Origin of the sequence: Streptomyces sp. SAT1 (genome assembly GCF_001654495.1) — a bacterium.
In the GTDB taxonomy this organism is placed as follows: Bacteria; Actinomycetota; Actinomycetes; order Streptomycetales; family Streptomycetaceae; genus Streptomyces; species Streptomyces andamanensis.
On the sequence record NZ_CP015849.1, the window covers coordinates 4,466,564 to 4,480,258 of the forward strand.

At 72.8% G+C, this 13,695-nt stretch carries 14 protein-coding genes; 9 read left to right on the top strand and 5 right to left on the bottom strand.

From position 1 onward, the window contains the following. Nucleotides 1-150: 150 nt before the first annotated feature. Nucleotides 151-1,020 carry a hypothetical protein gene (locus A8713_RS19375; protein WP_064534807.1) on the bottom strand — a complete coding sequence of 290 codons (870 nt, stop codon included), beginning with the start codon at nt 1,018-1,020 and terminating at the stop codon, nt 151-153. Nucleotides 1,021-1,206: 186 nt separating this feature from the next. On the opposite strand from A8713_RS19375, the gene A8713_RS19380 reads away from it, so the two are divergent. Together A8713_RS19380 and A8713_RS19385 are read left to right on the top strand one after the other, a co-directional pair. Then, nucleotides 1,207-1,575, top strand: coding sequence for a hypothetical protein (locus tag A8713_RS19380; protein WP_064534809.1), 369 nt, complete (start codon nt 1,207-1,209; stop codon nt 1,573-1,575). 8 nt (nt 1,576-1,583) lie between these two features. Further along, nucleotides 1,584-2,780 carry a glutathionylspermidine synthase family protein gene (locus A8713_RS19385; RefSeq protein WP_064534811.1) on the top strand — a complete coding sequence of 399 codons (1,197 nt, stop codon included), beginning with the start codon at nt 1,584-1,586 and terminating at the stop codon, nt 2,778-2,780. Nucleotides 2,781-2,827: 47 nt separating this feature from the next. Here the strand turns inward: A8713_RS19385 and A8713_RS19390 are convergent, their stop codons facing one another. Continuing rightward, on the bottom strand, nt 2,828-3,559 hold the full coding sequence (locus tag A8713_RS19390; RefSeq protein WP_237305413.1) for a MerR family transcriptional regulator: 732 nt from the start codon (nt 3,557-3,559) through the stop codon (nt 2,828-2,830). Nucleotides 3,560-3,695: 136 nt separating this feature from the next. On the opposite strand from A8713_RS19390, the gene A8713_RS19395 reads away from it, so the two are divergent. The 4 genes from A8713_RS19395 (at nt 3,696) to A8713_RS19410 (ending at nt 7,551) form a co-directional block, all read left to right on the top strand. Next, nucleotides 3,696-3,917 (top strand): hypothetical protein, encoded by a 222-nt coding sequence (locus tag A8713_RS19395; protein WP_064534815.1) that lies wholly within the window; start codon nt 3,696-3,698, stop codon nt 3,915-3,917. Nucleotides 3,918-4,146: 229 nt separating this feature from the next. Beyond that, nucleotides 4,147-5,592: a glycine hydroxymethyltransferase gene (locus A8713_RS19400; RefSeq protein ID WP_064537592.1), complete on the top strand. Its 1,446-nt coding sequence runs from the start codon at nt 4,147-4,149 to the stop codon at nt 5,590-5,592. Nucleotides 5,593-5,728: 136 nt separating this feature from the next. Continuing rightward, nucleotides 5,729-6,742 carry a tryptophan--tRNA ligase gene (gene trpS, locus A8713_RS19405; protein ID WP_064537593.1) on the top strand — a complete coding sequence of 338 codons (1,014 nt, stop codon included), beginning with the start codon at nt 5,729-5,731 and terminating at the stop codon, nt 6,740-6,742. Nucleotides 6,743-6,969: 227 nt separating this feature from the next. Next, complete coding sequence (locus tag A8713_RS19410) at nt 6,970-7,551, top strand: 2'-5' RNA ligase family protein (RefSeq protein WP_026252044.1); 582 nt, start codon at nt 6,970-6,972, stop codon at nt 7,549-7,551. A gap of 55 nt (nt 7,552-7,606) precedes the next feature. Here the strand turns inward: A8713_RS19410 and A8713_RS19415 are convergent, their stop codons facing one another. Continuing rightward, nucleotides 7,607-8,389, bottom strand: a complete 783-nt coding sequence (locus tag A8713_RS19415; RefSeq protein WP_173860985.1) for an SDR family NAD(P)-dependent oxidoreductase — start codon at nt 8,387-8,389, stop codon at nt 7,607-7,609. A 140-nt stretch (nt 8,390-8,529) separates the two neighbouring features. Between A8713_RS19415 and A8713_RS19420 the strand changes: the two genes are divergently transcribed. Further along, the gene (locus A8713_RS19420; protein ID WP_064534817.1) at nt 8,530-9,489 is read left to right on the top strand and encodes a YihY/virulence factor BrkB family protein; all 960 of its coding nucleotides are present in this window, start codon (nt 8,530-8,532) and stop codon (nt 9,487-9,489) included. On the opposite strand, the gene A8713_RS19425 is transcribed toward A8713_RS19420, so the two are convergent. After that, the gene (locus A8713_RS19425; RefSeq protein ID WP_064534819.1) at nt 9,464-10,711 is read right to left on the bottom strand and encodes a D-alanyl-D-alanine carboxypeptidase family protein; all 1,248 of its coding nucleotides are present in this window, start codon (nt 10,709-10,711) and stop codon (nt 9,464-9,466) included. The genes A8713_RS19420 and A8713_RS19425 overlap by 26 nt on opposite strands. A 103-nt stretch (nt 10,712-10,814) precedes the next feature. On the opposite strand from A8713_RS19425, the gene A8713_RS19430 reads away from it, so the two are divergent. Both A8713_RS19430 and A8713_RS19435 read left to right on the top strand, forming a co-directional pair. Further along, complete coding sequence (locus tag A8713_RS19430) at nt 10,815-11,054, top strand: SCO4848 family membrane protein (protein ID WP_018564945.1); 240 nt, start codon at nt 10,815-10,817, stop codon at nt 11,052-11,054. 318 nt (nt 11,055-11,372) lie between these two features. Next, complete coding sequence (locus A8713_RS19435) at nt 11,373-12,914, top strand: ABC transporter substrate-binding protein (RefSeq protein WP_237305414.1); 1,542 nt, start codon at nt 11,373-11,375, stop codon at nt 12,912-12,914. A gap of 36 nt (nt 12,915-12,950) precedes the next feature. On the opposite strand, the gene A8713_RS19440 is transcribed toward A8713_RS19435, so the two are convergent. Further along, the gene (locus A8713_RS19440) at nt 12,951-13,610 is read right to left on the bottom strand and encodes a TetR/AcrR family transcriptional regulator (RefSeq protein WP_237305557.1); all 660 of its coding nucleotides are present in this window, start codon (nt 13,608-13,610) and stop codon (nt 12,951-12,953) included. Between the last annotated feature and the right edge of the window lie 85 nt (nt 13,611-13,695).

Genomic DNA, 13,695 nt, shown 5'->3' on the forward strand with positions numbered 1-13,695 from the left:
GAGCTGCCGTGGCGACCGGAACGGCCGTGGCGGCCGCAGCGGCTGGCTCGGTCGGCGCGGCTGGGGCGTCGGGGACGGCTGAGATGGCCTGCGCCGGGGCGGAGGTGGAGGCGGCGGCCGGGACCGGGCAGGGTGTCGTGCCGGGCGGGTTCAGGCCGAGCCGGCCGGTTCCTGGTCCTGTGCGGGCTCGGGCGTCGGTGCCTCGCCGAAGCGGGCCAGGGCCAGTGCCCCGGCCACCGCGACCGCGAAGCCGAGCACCGCGAGCCAGGCCAGCCCGTCCCGGGTGCGGTCGCCGAGCCACACCACGCCGATCGCCGCCGGGCCGAGCGTCTCGCCCAGCACCATACCGGCGGTGGCCGTGGTCACCGAGCCGCGCTGGAGGGCGGTGGTGAGCAGCAGGAAGGCGGCACCGCCGGCCAGGACCAGGGCGTACGCCGCCGGGTTGGTGAACAGCGTCGCCGGGGCGAGCGAGTCGATCAGCCGGACCGTCACCTCGACCACGCCGAAGCCGAGGCCCGCGCCCAGGCCGAGCAGCAGCGCCCGGCCGCGCTCGGGCAGCCGCCCCGCCACCGCGCCCAGCGCCAGCACGGCGAGGCCCGCGGCGAGCATCGCCCACTTCAGCGCGGCGGAACCGGGCTTGTCGCCCTCGGCGCCCGAGGCCAGCCCCAGCAGGGCGAGCCCGGCGCAGACCACCGCCACCGCGGCCCACTCCGTGCCCCTGAGCCGCACCCGCAGCAGCCGGGCCGCGGCCACCGCCGTCACCGCCAGACTGGAGGCCAGGGCCGCGCCCACCGCGTAGATCGGCAGTGAGCGCAGCGCCGCGATCTGGAGCACGAAACCGACCCCGTCAAGACCGAGGCCCAGCAGGTACCGCCACTGCCGCAGCGCCCGCAGCAGCAGCGCCGCGTCACCGCCCGGACCCGCCTGGACGCCGTCCGCACCGGCCGCCGCCCGCGCGGCGACCGCCTGGAACACCGTCGCCGTACCGAAACACACCGCCGCGCCGAGCGCGCACACCATTCCCAGGAGCACGAAGCGACTCTAGGCGAGCGCGGCGGCACGGGGCCGCCCGCACCGGTGTTCCCGTCCCTCTCTAGGCTGTCCGACGCGCGACGGCCGGGAACCGGCCACCGGGTTCCGGCCGTGAACAACGACAGCACGTACCGGCACGGCACCACACGACGACTGCGACGGGGAGACAGGGACATGGCGGACACACGACGGCGGCTTCGGTCGGGCACGGTCGTCCTGGGGGGCATGGGGCTGCTGGCCGCCGCGCTCACCTCCTGCTCCTCCGCCCCGGACAAGCGGTGCGTGGACCGCGGCAGCTACTCGCTGTCCAAGGGCTACAAGGTCGTCGCGGACAAGAACTGCAAGACCACCAAGTCCTCGTACAACAGCGCCTGGTACTACGGCGGCAAGAAGAAGAGCGGCTGGGTCACCGGCGGTTCGTTCACCAAGCCGCGCAAGAGCTCCGGCGGGTCCGGCTCCAGCTCCGGATCCGTGTCCGGCGGCAGCCACGGCGGCGTCGACCGGGGCGGCTTCGGCGGCGGCCACGGCAAGTCCGGCGGCTGAGGCCGGAGATGGAACGCCGCACCCTCGAACCCCGGCCCGGCTGGCAGCAGACCGTCGAGGCGCAGGGCCTGATCTACCCGCTCACCCGCCATCCCGACGACTCGCTGCGGCCCTACTGGGACGAGAGCGCCTGCTACGTCTTCTCGCTGCCCGAGGTGGAGGCGCTGGAGGACGTCGTCGAGGAACTGCACCGCATGTGCCTGGCGGCGGCCGGCCACATCGTCGCCACCGGGCGGTTCGCCGACCTCGGCATCACCGACCCGCGGGTCGCCGCCGCGGTCGCCGAGTCCTGGCACCGGCGGGCCGAACTCCCCTCCGTCTACGGCCGCTTCGACCTGCGCTACGACGGCACGGGACCGGCCAAGCTGCTGGAGTACAACGCGGACACCCCGACCTCGCTGGTCGAGGCGGCCTCCCCGCAGTGGTTCTGGATGGAGGACCGCTTCCCCGGCGCCGACCAGTGGAACTCCCTGCACGACCGGCTCGTCGCCGCGTGGCGGAAGCAGGCGAGGCTGCTCCCGCCGGGCGCCCCGCTGCACTTCGCGCACTCCGCCGAGGACGAGCTGGGCGAGGACCTGATGACGGTCGCCTATCTCAAGGAGACCGCCGAGCAGGCGGGCCTGGAGACCGAGTGGATCTCCGTGGAGGAGATCGGCTGGGACCCGCTGTCCGAGCGGTTCGTGGACAACGGGCTGCGGTTCATCCGCAGCGTCTTCAAGCTCTACCCCTGGGAGTGGCTGACCACCGACCGCTTCGGCGGACACGTCCTGGACACCCTCGACAACGGCGGCGGCACCGGCTCCACCCTGTGGATCGAGCCCGCCTGGAAGATGCTGCTGAGCAACAAGGCGCTGCTGGCCGTCCTCTGGGAGCTGTACCCCGGCCACCCCAATCTGCTCCCCGCCTACCTCGACGGCCCGCGCGAACTGGCCGACACCAGCGGTTACGTGGCCAAGCCGCTGCTCGGCCGCGAGGGCGAGGGCGTCACGGTGCACGAGCCGGGCACCGAGCCCGCGCCCGCGTCCGTCCCGGAGGACGAGGCGTGCTGCTACCAGGCGCTCGCCCCGCTGCCCGCCTTCGACGGCAACCACGTCGTCCTGGGCGCCTGGGTCGTCGAAGACGAGTCCGCCGGTCTCGGCATCCGGGAGTCGTCCGGTCTGATCACGGACGAGTACGCCCGCTTCGTCCCGCACGTGATCCTCTGAGCGCACCGGCCGGGACCGGCGCCGGGCGTCGGCTCAGGTGAGGCGGCTCAGGTGAGGTGGCCGAGGGTGCGCAGATAGCCGTGCAGGGCCGCGGACGCGGCCAGGCGGCGGCTGCTGCGTTCGTGCAACCGCTCCCGGCGGGCGGCGAGTTCGTCGCGGATCCGGTCCGGGCCGCCGCCCGCGCGCAGCGCCTCCAGGACCGGTCCGGCCGCCGCGAGCGGGTGGCCGCCCCGGCGCAGCAGCGCCACGACGTGCGCCGCCTCAAGCTCCGCGGGCGGGTAGCGGCGGTAGCCCGTGCCCGGCTCCCGGTCCGGCCGCAGCAGTCCGCGCTCCTCCCACAGCCGCAGCACCGGCGGCTTCACCCCCACGGCGCGCGCCGCCTCCCCGATGCGCGGCGCGCGGCGCCCGGCGGCCGGGGCGAGCGCGCCGCCGGCCAGGACCGACGCCAGCGCCTCGCCCATGGCGGCCAGCCCGGAGCGTTCCCGGTCGAGGGCGCCGTGGCTCGCGTCGACGGCGGCCAGCGCCGCCCTCAGGTCCCCGGCGTGCACGGCCCGCATGACCGTGCGGGCGGCCGGCCAGCCGTGCCCGGCGGCCAGTTCCCGCAGCGCCGCCAGCGCCTCGGCGTGCACGGCCGTGAAGACCCGGTAGCCGGACGCGGTGCGCCCGGCCGGGGGCAGCAGCCCGCCGTCGGCGTAGACGCGGATCTGCTGCACCGACACCCCCGCCGCCCGCGCCAGCGCGGCGATCCGCACCCGGTCCTCCACGTGAGTCCTCCCCACTGGTTGAGACTTTCCGGGCAGCCGACCCGGCCCACCTGCGGACAGTCTGCGCCAAGTGCCAAGAAGCACTTGAATGAAACAATGGAAACCACCGGATCCGGCCCCCGAACCCGCCACCCGATGGGAGACGACGGACGTGCAGTTCCTTCTGGAGGTCACGATGGACCCGGCCCAGCCGCCCGAGGAGCGGGCCCGCGAACTGGGCCGCATCCTGCGCTACTGGGGCGGCAACCTCCACCACTACGCCCTCGAACCCGGTGACGGCTCCGCCGTCCACGACTCGTCCTACCGCGAGGTCGGCCGCTGGAGCATCACCGAAGCGACCGGGACCGGCACGACCGGGACCGACGGCGCCTGACACGCGCCCGCCCGGACGGACGCCGCGCCCCGCCCGCATGGTGGACGCCGCGGCGTCCGTCCCGGCACCGGCCGGTAGGCTGGCCGAGGGCCGTGACTGGCGCGCTGGGCCCCGGCGGGACGCCGGGACCCGAAGATGGGACCGACCATCGGGAAGCGGCCCGAGCAGCATCTGTGCCGTGCGCCTGGGCCGTCCCGTGAACGCCGACGCCACGTCCGGAGGTCCCCAGATGCCCGCGCCCCTGTCCACCGAGTCCACCGCCTTCCGCGCCGCGCTCGACGTGATCCGCGCCGTCGAACCGCGCGTCGCCGACGCCATCGGCCAGGAGGTGGCCGACCAGCGCGAGATGCTCAAGCTGATCGCCTCCGAGAACTACGCCTCCCCGGCCACGCTGCTCGCGATGGGCAACTGGTTCAGCGACAAGTACGCCGAGGGCACCGTCGGCCGCCGCTTCTACGCCGGCTGCCGCAACGTCGACACCGTCGAGTCGCTGGCCGCCGAGCACGCCCGGGAGCTGTTCGGCGCCCGCCACGCCTACGTCCAGCCGCACTCCGGCATCGACGCCAACCTGGTCGCCTTCTGGGCGGTCCTCGCCGACCGGGTCGAGGCGCCCTTCCTGGAGAAGACCGGCGTCCGCCAGGTCAACGACCTCGACGACGCGGCCTGGGCCGAGCTGCGCGCCGCCTTCGGCAACCAGCGCATGCTGGGCATGTCCCTGGACGCCGGCGGCCACCTCACCCACGGCTTCCGCCCGAACATCTCCGGGAAGATGTTCGACCAGCGCTCCTACGGCACCGACCCGGCCACCGGCCTCCTCGACTACGAGGCCCTGCGCGCCACCGCCCGCGAGTTCAAGCCGCTGATCATCGTCGCGGGCTACTCGGCCTACCCCCGCCTGGTGAACTTCCGGATCATGCGCGAGATCGCCGACGAGGTCGGCGCCACGCTCATGGTCGACATGGCCCACTTCGCCGGGCTGGTCGCGGGCAAGGTCCTCACCGGCGACTTCGACCCGGTCCCGCACGCCCAGATCGTCACCACCACCACCCACAAGTCGCTGCGCGGCCCGCGCGGCGGCATGGTCCTGTGCGACGACTCCCTCAAGGACCAGGTCGACCGCGGCTGCCCGATGGTGCTCGGCGGCCCGCTCCCGCACGTCATGGCCGCCAAGGCGGTCGCCCTGGCGGAGGCCCGGCAGCCCTCCTTCCAGGACTACGCCCGGCGGGTCGTCGACAACTCCCGCGCGCTGGCCGAGGGCCTGACGCGGCGCGGCGCCACCCTGGTGACCGGCGGCACCGACAACCACCTCAACCTGATCGACGTCGCCTCCTCCTACGGGCTGACCGGCCGCCAGGCCGAGGCCGCGCTGCTGGACTCCGGCATCGTCACCAACCGCAACGCGATCCCCGCCGACCCCAACGGCGCCTGGTACACCTCCGGCATCCGGGTCGGCACGCCCGCGCTGACCACCCGGGGGCTCGGCACCGCCGAGATGGACGAGGTCGCCGCTCTCATCGACCGCGTGCTGACCGCGACCGAGCCCGGCACCACCGCCAAGGGCGCCCCGTCCAAGGCGCAGCACGTCCTGGACGGCAAGACCGCCGAGGAGATCGCCCACCGGGCCTCCGACCTCGTGGCGGGCTTCCCGCTCTACCCGGAGATCGACCTCGGCTGATCACCGGCCCGCGGCCGCCTCCCTCGCGCCGGGGGCGGCCGTCCGGTGAGGCTGTTGCACACCGGCAGGCGATTCGGGCCGCGGCTGTTTCGGACCAGTTCCGGATCGGGGGCCGTTACCTGAGAGAATGGTGAGCATGGCCAACGACCGACCTCGCGTGCTCTCCGGAATCCAGCCCACCGCAGGCTCGTTCCACCTCGGCAACTACCTCGGCGCCGTCCGCCAGTGGGTGGCCCTCCAGGAGTCCCACGACGCCTTCTACATGGTCGTCGACCTGCACGCGATCACGGTCCCGCAGGACCCGGCCGAGCTGCGCGCCAACACCCGGCTGGCCGCCGCCCAGCTGCTGGCCGCCGGTCTCGACCCGGAGCGCTGCACGCTGTTCGTCCAGAGCCATGTGCCCGAGCACGCCCAGCTCGCCTGGGTCATGAACTGCCTCACCGGCTTCGGCGAGGCGTCCCGGATGACCCAGTTCAAGGACAAGTCCGCCAAGCAGGGTGCCGACCGGGCCTCCGTCGGCCTGTTCACCTACCCCGTCCTCCAGGTCGCCGACATCCTCCTCTACCAGGCCCACCAGGTGCCGGTCGGCGAGGACCAGCGCCAGCACATCGAGCTGACCCGCGACCTGGCCGAGCGCTTCAACGGCCGCTTCGGCGAGACCTTCACCGTCCCCTCCGCGTACATCCTCAAGGAGACGGCGAAGATCTACGACCTCCAGGAGCCGTCGATCAAGATGAGCAAGTCGGCGTCCACGCCGAAGGGCCTCATCAACCTGCTCGACGACCCGAGGACCACCGCGAAGAAGGTCAGGAGCGCGGTCACCGACACCGACACGGTCATCCGCTTCGACCCCGAGGCCAAGCCCGGCGTCAGCAACCTGCTGTCGATCTACGCCACGCTCACCGGCACGGGCGTCCCCGCGTTGGAGGAGAAGTACGAGGGCAAGGGGTACGGCGCGCTCAAGACGGACCTGGCCGAGGTCATGGTCGAGTTCGTGACGCCGTTCCGCGAGCAGACCCAGCAGTACCTGGACGACCCGGAGACGCTGGACGCGATCCTGGCCAAGGGCGCCGAGAAGGCCCGCGCCGTCGCCGCGGAGACCCTCGCCCACGCGTACGACCGGGTGGGCTTCCTGCCGGCCAAGCACTGAGGCGCACCCCCGCTCGCGACCGTCCCGTACGAAGCGCCGTACATCACTGCGGCTGCGCCTGCCCATCGCCGGGCCGTGGCCGTACAGTCGATAGCCGGACGGCCGGGACGAAACGGCCGGGAAGACGCGAGAGCGCACGAGACGGCACGAGCCCGCCCGGCCCTCGCCCGCGGGGACGGCACGGACAGCAGAGCAGAGACCACATCGGCACGACGACAGGAGACGACGTGGGGACCGTAACGATCGGTGTGTCGATCGCGGTCCCGGAGCCCCACGGCAGCCTGCTCCAGGAGCGGCGCGCGGGCTTCGGCGACGCCGCGGCTCACGGCATCCCCACGCATGTCACCCTGCTCCCGCCGACCGAGGTCGACCGGGCCGCGCTGCCGGCCGTCGAGGCCCATCTGACCGAGGTGGCGGCGGCCGGGCGGTCCTTCCCGATGCGGCTGTCCGGCACCGACACCTTCCGGCCGCTGTCGCCGGTGGTGTACGTCCGGGTCGTCGAGGGCGCCGAGGCGTGCGCCCGGCTCCAGGAGCGGGTCCGGGACGCCTCCGGGCCGGTGGCCCGCGAACTCCAGTTCCCGTACCACCCGCACGTCACGGTCGCGCACGGCATCGACGAGGCCGCGATGGACCGCGCCTTCGCGGAGCTGGCCGGGTACGAGGCCGCCTGGACGTGCACCGGTTTCGCGCTGCACGAGCAGGGCCCCGACGGGGTGTGGCGCAAGCTGCGGGAGTTCTCCTTCGGCGGCCGCGCGGTGGTGCCCCCGCAGGCGGCCCCCGTCGACCGCGGCACCCTGCCCGCCCGCTAGGACAGGTCCTCAGGACCTGTCGTCACCTTCCCGCCTGCCCCGGGCGCCCGCCCCGCTACAGCGGCAGCCGCCGGTACAGCCCGCGCGGCAGATGCCGCAGCGCCGTCGTGACCGCCCGCAGCGCGCCCGGCACCCACACGGTCTCCGAGTGCCGCCGCAGGCCCAGCTCGACGGCGGTGGCGACCTCGCCCGGCGTGCTCGCCAGCGGCGGCACCGCGCGGCCCGCCGTGGCCCGGGACGTCACGAACGCGGGGCGTACGAGCATCACGTGCACGCCCGTCCCGTACAGCGCGTCGCCCAGGCCCTGGGTGAAGGTGTCCAGGCCCGCCTTGCTGGAGCCGTAGATGAAGTCGGTGCGGCGGGCCCGTTCGGCGGCGGCCGCGGAGAGGACGGCCAGGGAGCCGTGCCCCTGGTTCTGCAGGGCGCGCGCGGCCACCAGGGACGCCGAGACCGCGCCGGAGTAGTTGGTCTGGGCGACGTGCACCGCGTTCAGCGGCTCCCGCTCGTCGTACGCCTGGTCGCCCAGGACGCCGAAGGCCAGCAGCACCAGGTCGACGGGGCCCTCGGCGAACACCTTGCCGAGCACGCTCTCGTGCGCGCCGCAGTCGAGCGCGTCGAAGGCGACCGTGCGCACCTCGGCGCCCAGTGCCCGCAGCCGGGCCGCCTCCTCGGCCAGGGCGGGCGCGGACCGGCCCGCCAGCCACACCGTGCGGGTACGGCGCGCGATCAGCCGCCGCACGGTGGCCAGCGCGATCTCGGAGGTGCCGCCGAGCACCAGCACGGAGCGCGGCAGCCGGCCGGGTCCCGGATCGGTGAGCCGGGGGACCAGCCGGGCCAGGGAACGGACGGGACGGGAGACGGGACGGGGGGCCGCGCCGGGGGCGATCTTCACGGCAGACGACTGTATCGTCCGCTTATGGGCGTTCTGTCGTAGAAACGCGGTGTTGACGCGGCGCCTGAGCGGGCACAAGTCCGATCATGGACTGGCTGAAGAACCTCCCCGTGATCGGCCCGTGGCTGACACGTCTGATGCAGACGCACGCGTGGCGGTCGTACGAACGTCTGGACCGGGTCAAATGGACCCGGCTCGCCGCCGCCATGACGTTCGTCAGCTTCATCGCGCTGTTCCCGCTGCTGACCCTGGCCGCCGCGATCGGCGCCGCCACCCTCAGCACCCGGCAGCAGCACACCATGGAGAGCAAGATCGCCCAGCAGTTCCCGGGCCTGGGCGACCAGCTGCACATCACCTCGCTGGCGCAGAACGCGGGCACCGTCGGGATCATCGCCGGTGCCGCCCTGCTCTTCACCGGCATGGGCTGGGTCGGCCAGATGCGCGACTGCCTGCGCGCCGTGTGGGAGCTGCCGGACCCGGAGAAGAACCCGGTGGTGAGCAAGGTCCAGGACGCGGGGATCCTGGTGGGCTTCGGCGGCGCGGTGCTGATCACGCTCGCCGTCTCCACCGTCGCCTCGGCCGCCGTCGGCTGGACCTCGCGCGCGGTGGGCCTGGGCGAGGACGGCGCGGGCAGCGTGGTCCTGCGGGTCATCGCGTTCGCCGTCGCGGTGCTCGCCGACTTCCTGGTGCTCCTGTACGTGCTGACGCTGCTGCCCGGCGTCGAGCCGCCGCGCCACCGCCTGGTCGTCGCCGCGCTGCTCGGCGCGGTCGGCTTCGAGCTGCTGAAGCTGCTGCTCAGCGGCTATATCCAAGGGGTGGCGGCGAAGAGCATGTACGGCGCGTTCGGGGTCCCGGTCGCGCTGCTGCTGTGGATCAACTTCACGGCCAAGCTGGTGCTGTACTGCTCCGCCTGGACCGCGACCGGCAGCGCGGCGGAGGCGGACGGGGACGCCGCCGGTCCGGGGACCGGCGGCGCGGACGACGGCGGCGGCGACGCGACCGAAGGGCCCGGCGGGCGGCTCAGGGGCGCGGATGGCGCCGCATGAGCTCCGGCAGCGGCCAGCGGCGGTTGACCAGGAAGGCACCGGCCGCCAGCAGCACCAGCACCCCGCCGGCGATGCCGAGCGCGATCCCCATGCCACCGGAGCCGCTCCCGGCGGCGCTCGCGGTCTTCGCCGTGCCCTGCGTGCCGTCGGCCGGCGCGCTCGGGTCCGGCTGCGCACCGGCCGCCTGGGCGCTCCTGGGCCGTACCAGGGTGCCCACCGGCTGCACCTTGCCGGCCGCCTTGAAGCCCCAGTCGAAGAGCCGGCCGGTCTCCCGGTAGACCTCGTCGTGCACGCTGCTCTGCGGGTTCATCACCGTCACGAGCAGCACCCTGCCGTCGCGCTCGGCGACGCCGGTGAAGGTGTTGCCCGCGTTGGTGGTGTAACCGTTCTTCACGCCCGCGATGCCCGGGTAGACGGGCAGCCCGGCGTCACCGGCGAGCAGCCGGTTGGTGTTCTGGATCTCGAAGGAGCCCCGGGAGGACCGCCCCCTCTTGTTCTTGGTGGTCTCGCCGGGGAAGGCGGCGCGCACGGTCGAGCAGTACTCCCGGAAGTCCTTCTTCTGGAGCCCGGAGCGGGCGAAGAGGGTGAGGTCGTACGCCGAGGAGACCTGGCCGGGGGCGTCGTAGCCGTCCGGGCTCACCACGTGGGTGTCCAGCGCCTGGAGGTCCTGGGCGTGCGCGTTCATGTCCTGCACGGTCCGGGCCACTCCGCTGTTCATGGCGGACAGCACGTGCACGGCGTCGTTGCCGGACCGCAGGAAGACGCCCAGCCACAGGTCGTGGACGGAGTAGGTCTCGTTCTCCTTGATCCCGACCAGGCTGGAGCCCTCGCCCATCCCGGCCAGGTCGCCCGGGGTGACCTTGTGCGTCTGGGTCTTGGGGAACTTCGGCAGCACGGTGTCGGCGAAGAGCATCTTCAGGGTGCTGGCCGGGGGCAGCCGCCAGTGCGCGTTGTGCGCGGCGAGCACCTGCCCGGACTCGGCGTCGGCGACGATCCAGGAGCGCGCGGTCAGCTCCTTGGGCAGGGCGGGCACCCCGGGGGCCAGGGCGACCTGGGTGCCGGGCTGGGCCAGCCGGGCACCGCCCACGCCGGACATGTGCGCCGGGGGAGTGGCCGTGGGTGCGGGCGCGGCGAGCGCGGCGGGCGCGGTCACGGAGAGGGACAGCAGGGCGGCGGAGGCGACCAGCAGCGAGCGGCGGACGGTCCTGGGAGGTGCGGGCACGGTCGGAAACGTACCTGTCGTGTCCACCGCCGCCCCACCCCGGGGCCGGTTCCCGGCCGTACCCCGCCCCCGGCCCCGGACACCCGGCAGCGATACTGAGGGTATGAAGCTCAGCCGCCCCGTCTCCTGGTTCCTGCTCGCCTTCGGGGTGTGGAGCTGGGTCATCTGGATCACTTTCGTCAAGAATCTCGTCAAGGACAGCAGCGGGCTCGCGTTCGACGACGGTCATCCGACGGCGTACTTCTGGGTCCACCTGGCGTTGGCGGTCGTCTCCTTCGTATGGGGGACGGTCATCGGGGGCCTCGGGTTGCGCGGGCTGCGCGCACTGCGCCGGATGTCATAACGGGCCGGGCGGACCGGGCGGCTGACGTTCCGTCCGGAACCGGGACGGGCGTCCAGGTGTGTGGCGTATCACCTTTCATCCCGGAAGGACGGATGAAAAGGAGTAAAACGTACATTCATCGCCCTCTGAGGGGCGCCTGAGGACATCCTGTGAAACAAAGCGACAACACTTCTTCATAACGTCTTTTCATCCCTTCCTGGAACCTCTTCCCCGAGGTGAACATCGTGTGATTATGTGTGCGCGGCCCTTAGGGGTGTGGCATATGCACGGCGGCTCGCGAAGGGCCTGGGGAGGGCATCACCGATGCGGTCGGTTCGCATGCGGATTCTGCTGACACTGCTGGTTCTGGCGGTGGTCGGCGTGGGCGGCTGGCAACTCCTGCCGTCGCAGGGTGACAAGGACAAGGCGATCATCCTGGGCACCACGGACGCCGTCACCTCGCTGGACCCGGCCGGTGCCTACGACGCCGGTTCCTGGGCCCTGTACAGCAACGTCTTCCAGTCGCTGCTGACCTTCGAGCCCGGCGGCACCCAGCCGGTGCCGGACGCCGCCAAGGACTGCGGCTTCACCGGCGGCGGTTCGCGCACCTACCGCTGCACGGTCCGCGAGGGGCTCAAGTTCCCCAGCGGCCGGACGATGACCGCCGAGGACGTCAAGTACTCCTTCGACCGGGTCAAGAAGATCAACTCCCAGGTCGGCCCGTCCTCCCTGTTCTCCACCCTGGGCTCGGTGGAGGCCGACGGCATGACCGTCACCTTCCACCTCTCCACGCCCGACACCACCTTCCCGCTGAAGGCCGCCACCGGCGCCGGCTCCATCGTCGACCACACCCGCTACGCGCTGGACTCGCTGCGCACCGGGAACGACGCCGACGGCACCGGCCCCTACCGCCTGACCGGCTACAGCAAGGACAAGAGCGCCGAGCTGAAGCCCAACGGCTCCTACAAGGGCGCCATCAGCGGCTCCGCCAAGCCGGTCCAGGTGCGCTACTTCACCGAGGGCACCGCGCTCGACAAGGCGTGGGAGGACAAGCAGGTCGACGTCGCCACCCGCACGCTGACCCCGAAGGTGCTCGCCGGGCTGAACCCGAGCGACCCCAAGCAGCGCGTGTCGGTGTCCGACAGCGCCGAGACCCGCAACCTGTACCTCAACACGCACGACTCCTCGCCGCTGCACGACGCCCGGGTCCGCCGCGCCATCGCCTGGCTGGTCAACCGCGAGGAGCTCGTCACCTCCGTCTACGACGGCACGGTCGACGCGCTGTACTCCCTGGTCCCGGCCGGCATCACCGGACACACCACGTCCTTCTTCGACTCCTACCCGGCCCAGAGCGCCAAGAAGGCCCGCGACCTGCTGAAGGACGCGGGCGTCTCCACGCCGGTGCGCTTCACCTACGGTTACGGCGAGGGCCGCGGCCAGGGCGCCCAGGAAGCCGCGGAGATCAAGAAGCAGCTGGAGGCGAGCGGCCTGTTCAAGGTCGACGTCAAGGGCTACGAGTGGACCGACTTCCAGAAGCGGTACACCTCCGGCAAGCTCGACGCCTGGGCCGTCGGCTGGGTCGCCGACTACCCCGACCCGGACACCTTCGGCGGCCCGCTCGTCGGCACCGGCAGCAGCATGAACACCGGCTACAGCAGCAAGGCCGTCGACGCACTCGTCTCCGACAGCCAGCAGTACACCGACCGCAGCCGCGCGGCCACCGACTTCCGCAGCCTTCAGGCGAAGGTGGCCGAGGACGTCCCGCTGGTCCCGCTGTGGCAGCAGAAGGAGTACGTCGTCACCACCGAGGACGTCGGCGGCGGCCAGTACCTCTCGGACGGCACGGGCGTCTTCCGCCTGTGGAAGCTCACCTGGATCTGACCCGCACCCGCCGGGCGGCCCGCCGCCCGGCGGCCGTCACGCCTGCTTGCGGGCCCTGGCCGCCGGATCCGGCAGCGCCTTCGTCATCCCCGGCAGGAAGTCCGTGAACAGCTCGTGCACGTCGAGCACGAGCGGACGCAGGGCCCGGAACCTGGCCAGCGACACCCCCCGCGCGGTGAGCCGGGCACCGCGCTCGGCCAGCCGGTAGCTGCGCTCACGGCCCTCGGTGCGGTCGAACACCCAGTACAGGACCAGGCCCATCTGGGCCAGCCACATCAGCTCGGGCAGCACCTCGCGCAGCTCCGCCGGCACCCTGGTCCGCGCCCCGTACAGCACCTCCTTGTGAACGCTCACCGCCTCCACGCGCGCGTGCTCGGACTCCGGGGAGAACGGGCTGAGCGGACTGTCGGGATCGGCGGCGTTCTTGAAGAACTGCACCGCGAACTCGTGGTACGGCGTGGCGACGTCGAGCCATGCCTTCAGCACACCCGCCAGCCGCGCCTGGAGACCCGTCTCGCGGGCCAGGACCTCGCGCACCGCCTCCCGGTGCTCGGCGGCGATCCGGTCGTAGAAGCCCTGGATCAGATGTTCCTTGCCCGCGAAGTAGTAGTACGCGTTGCCGACCGAGACCCCGGCCTCCTGCGCGATGGCCCGCATCGTCGTCCGGTCGTAGCCGCGCTCCTGGAACAGGCGCATGGCCGTCTCCAGGATGAGGGCGCGGGTCTGCTCGGACTTGCTCGGGGCCGGGCCCGCGCCGCTGGTCACGCTCTTGCCGCCGGGG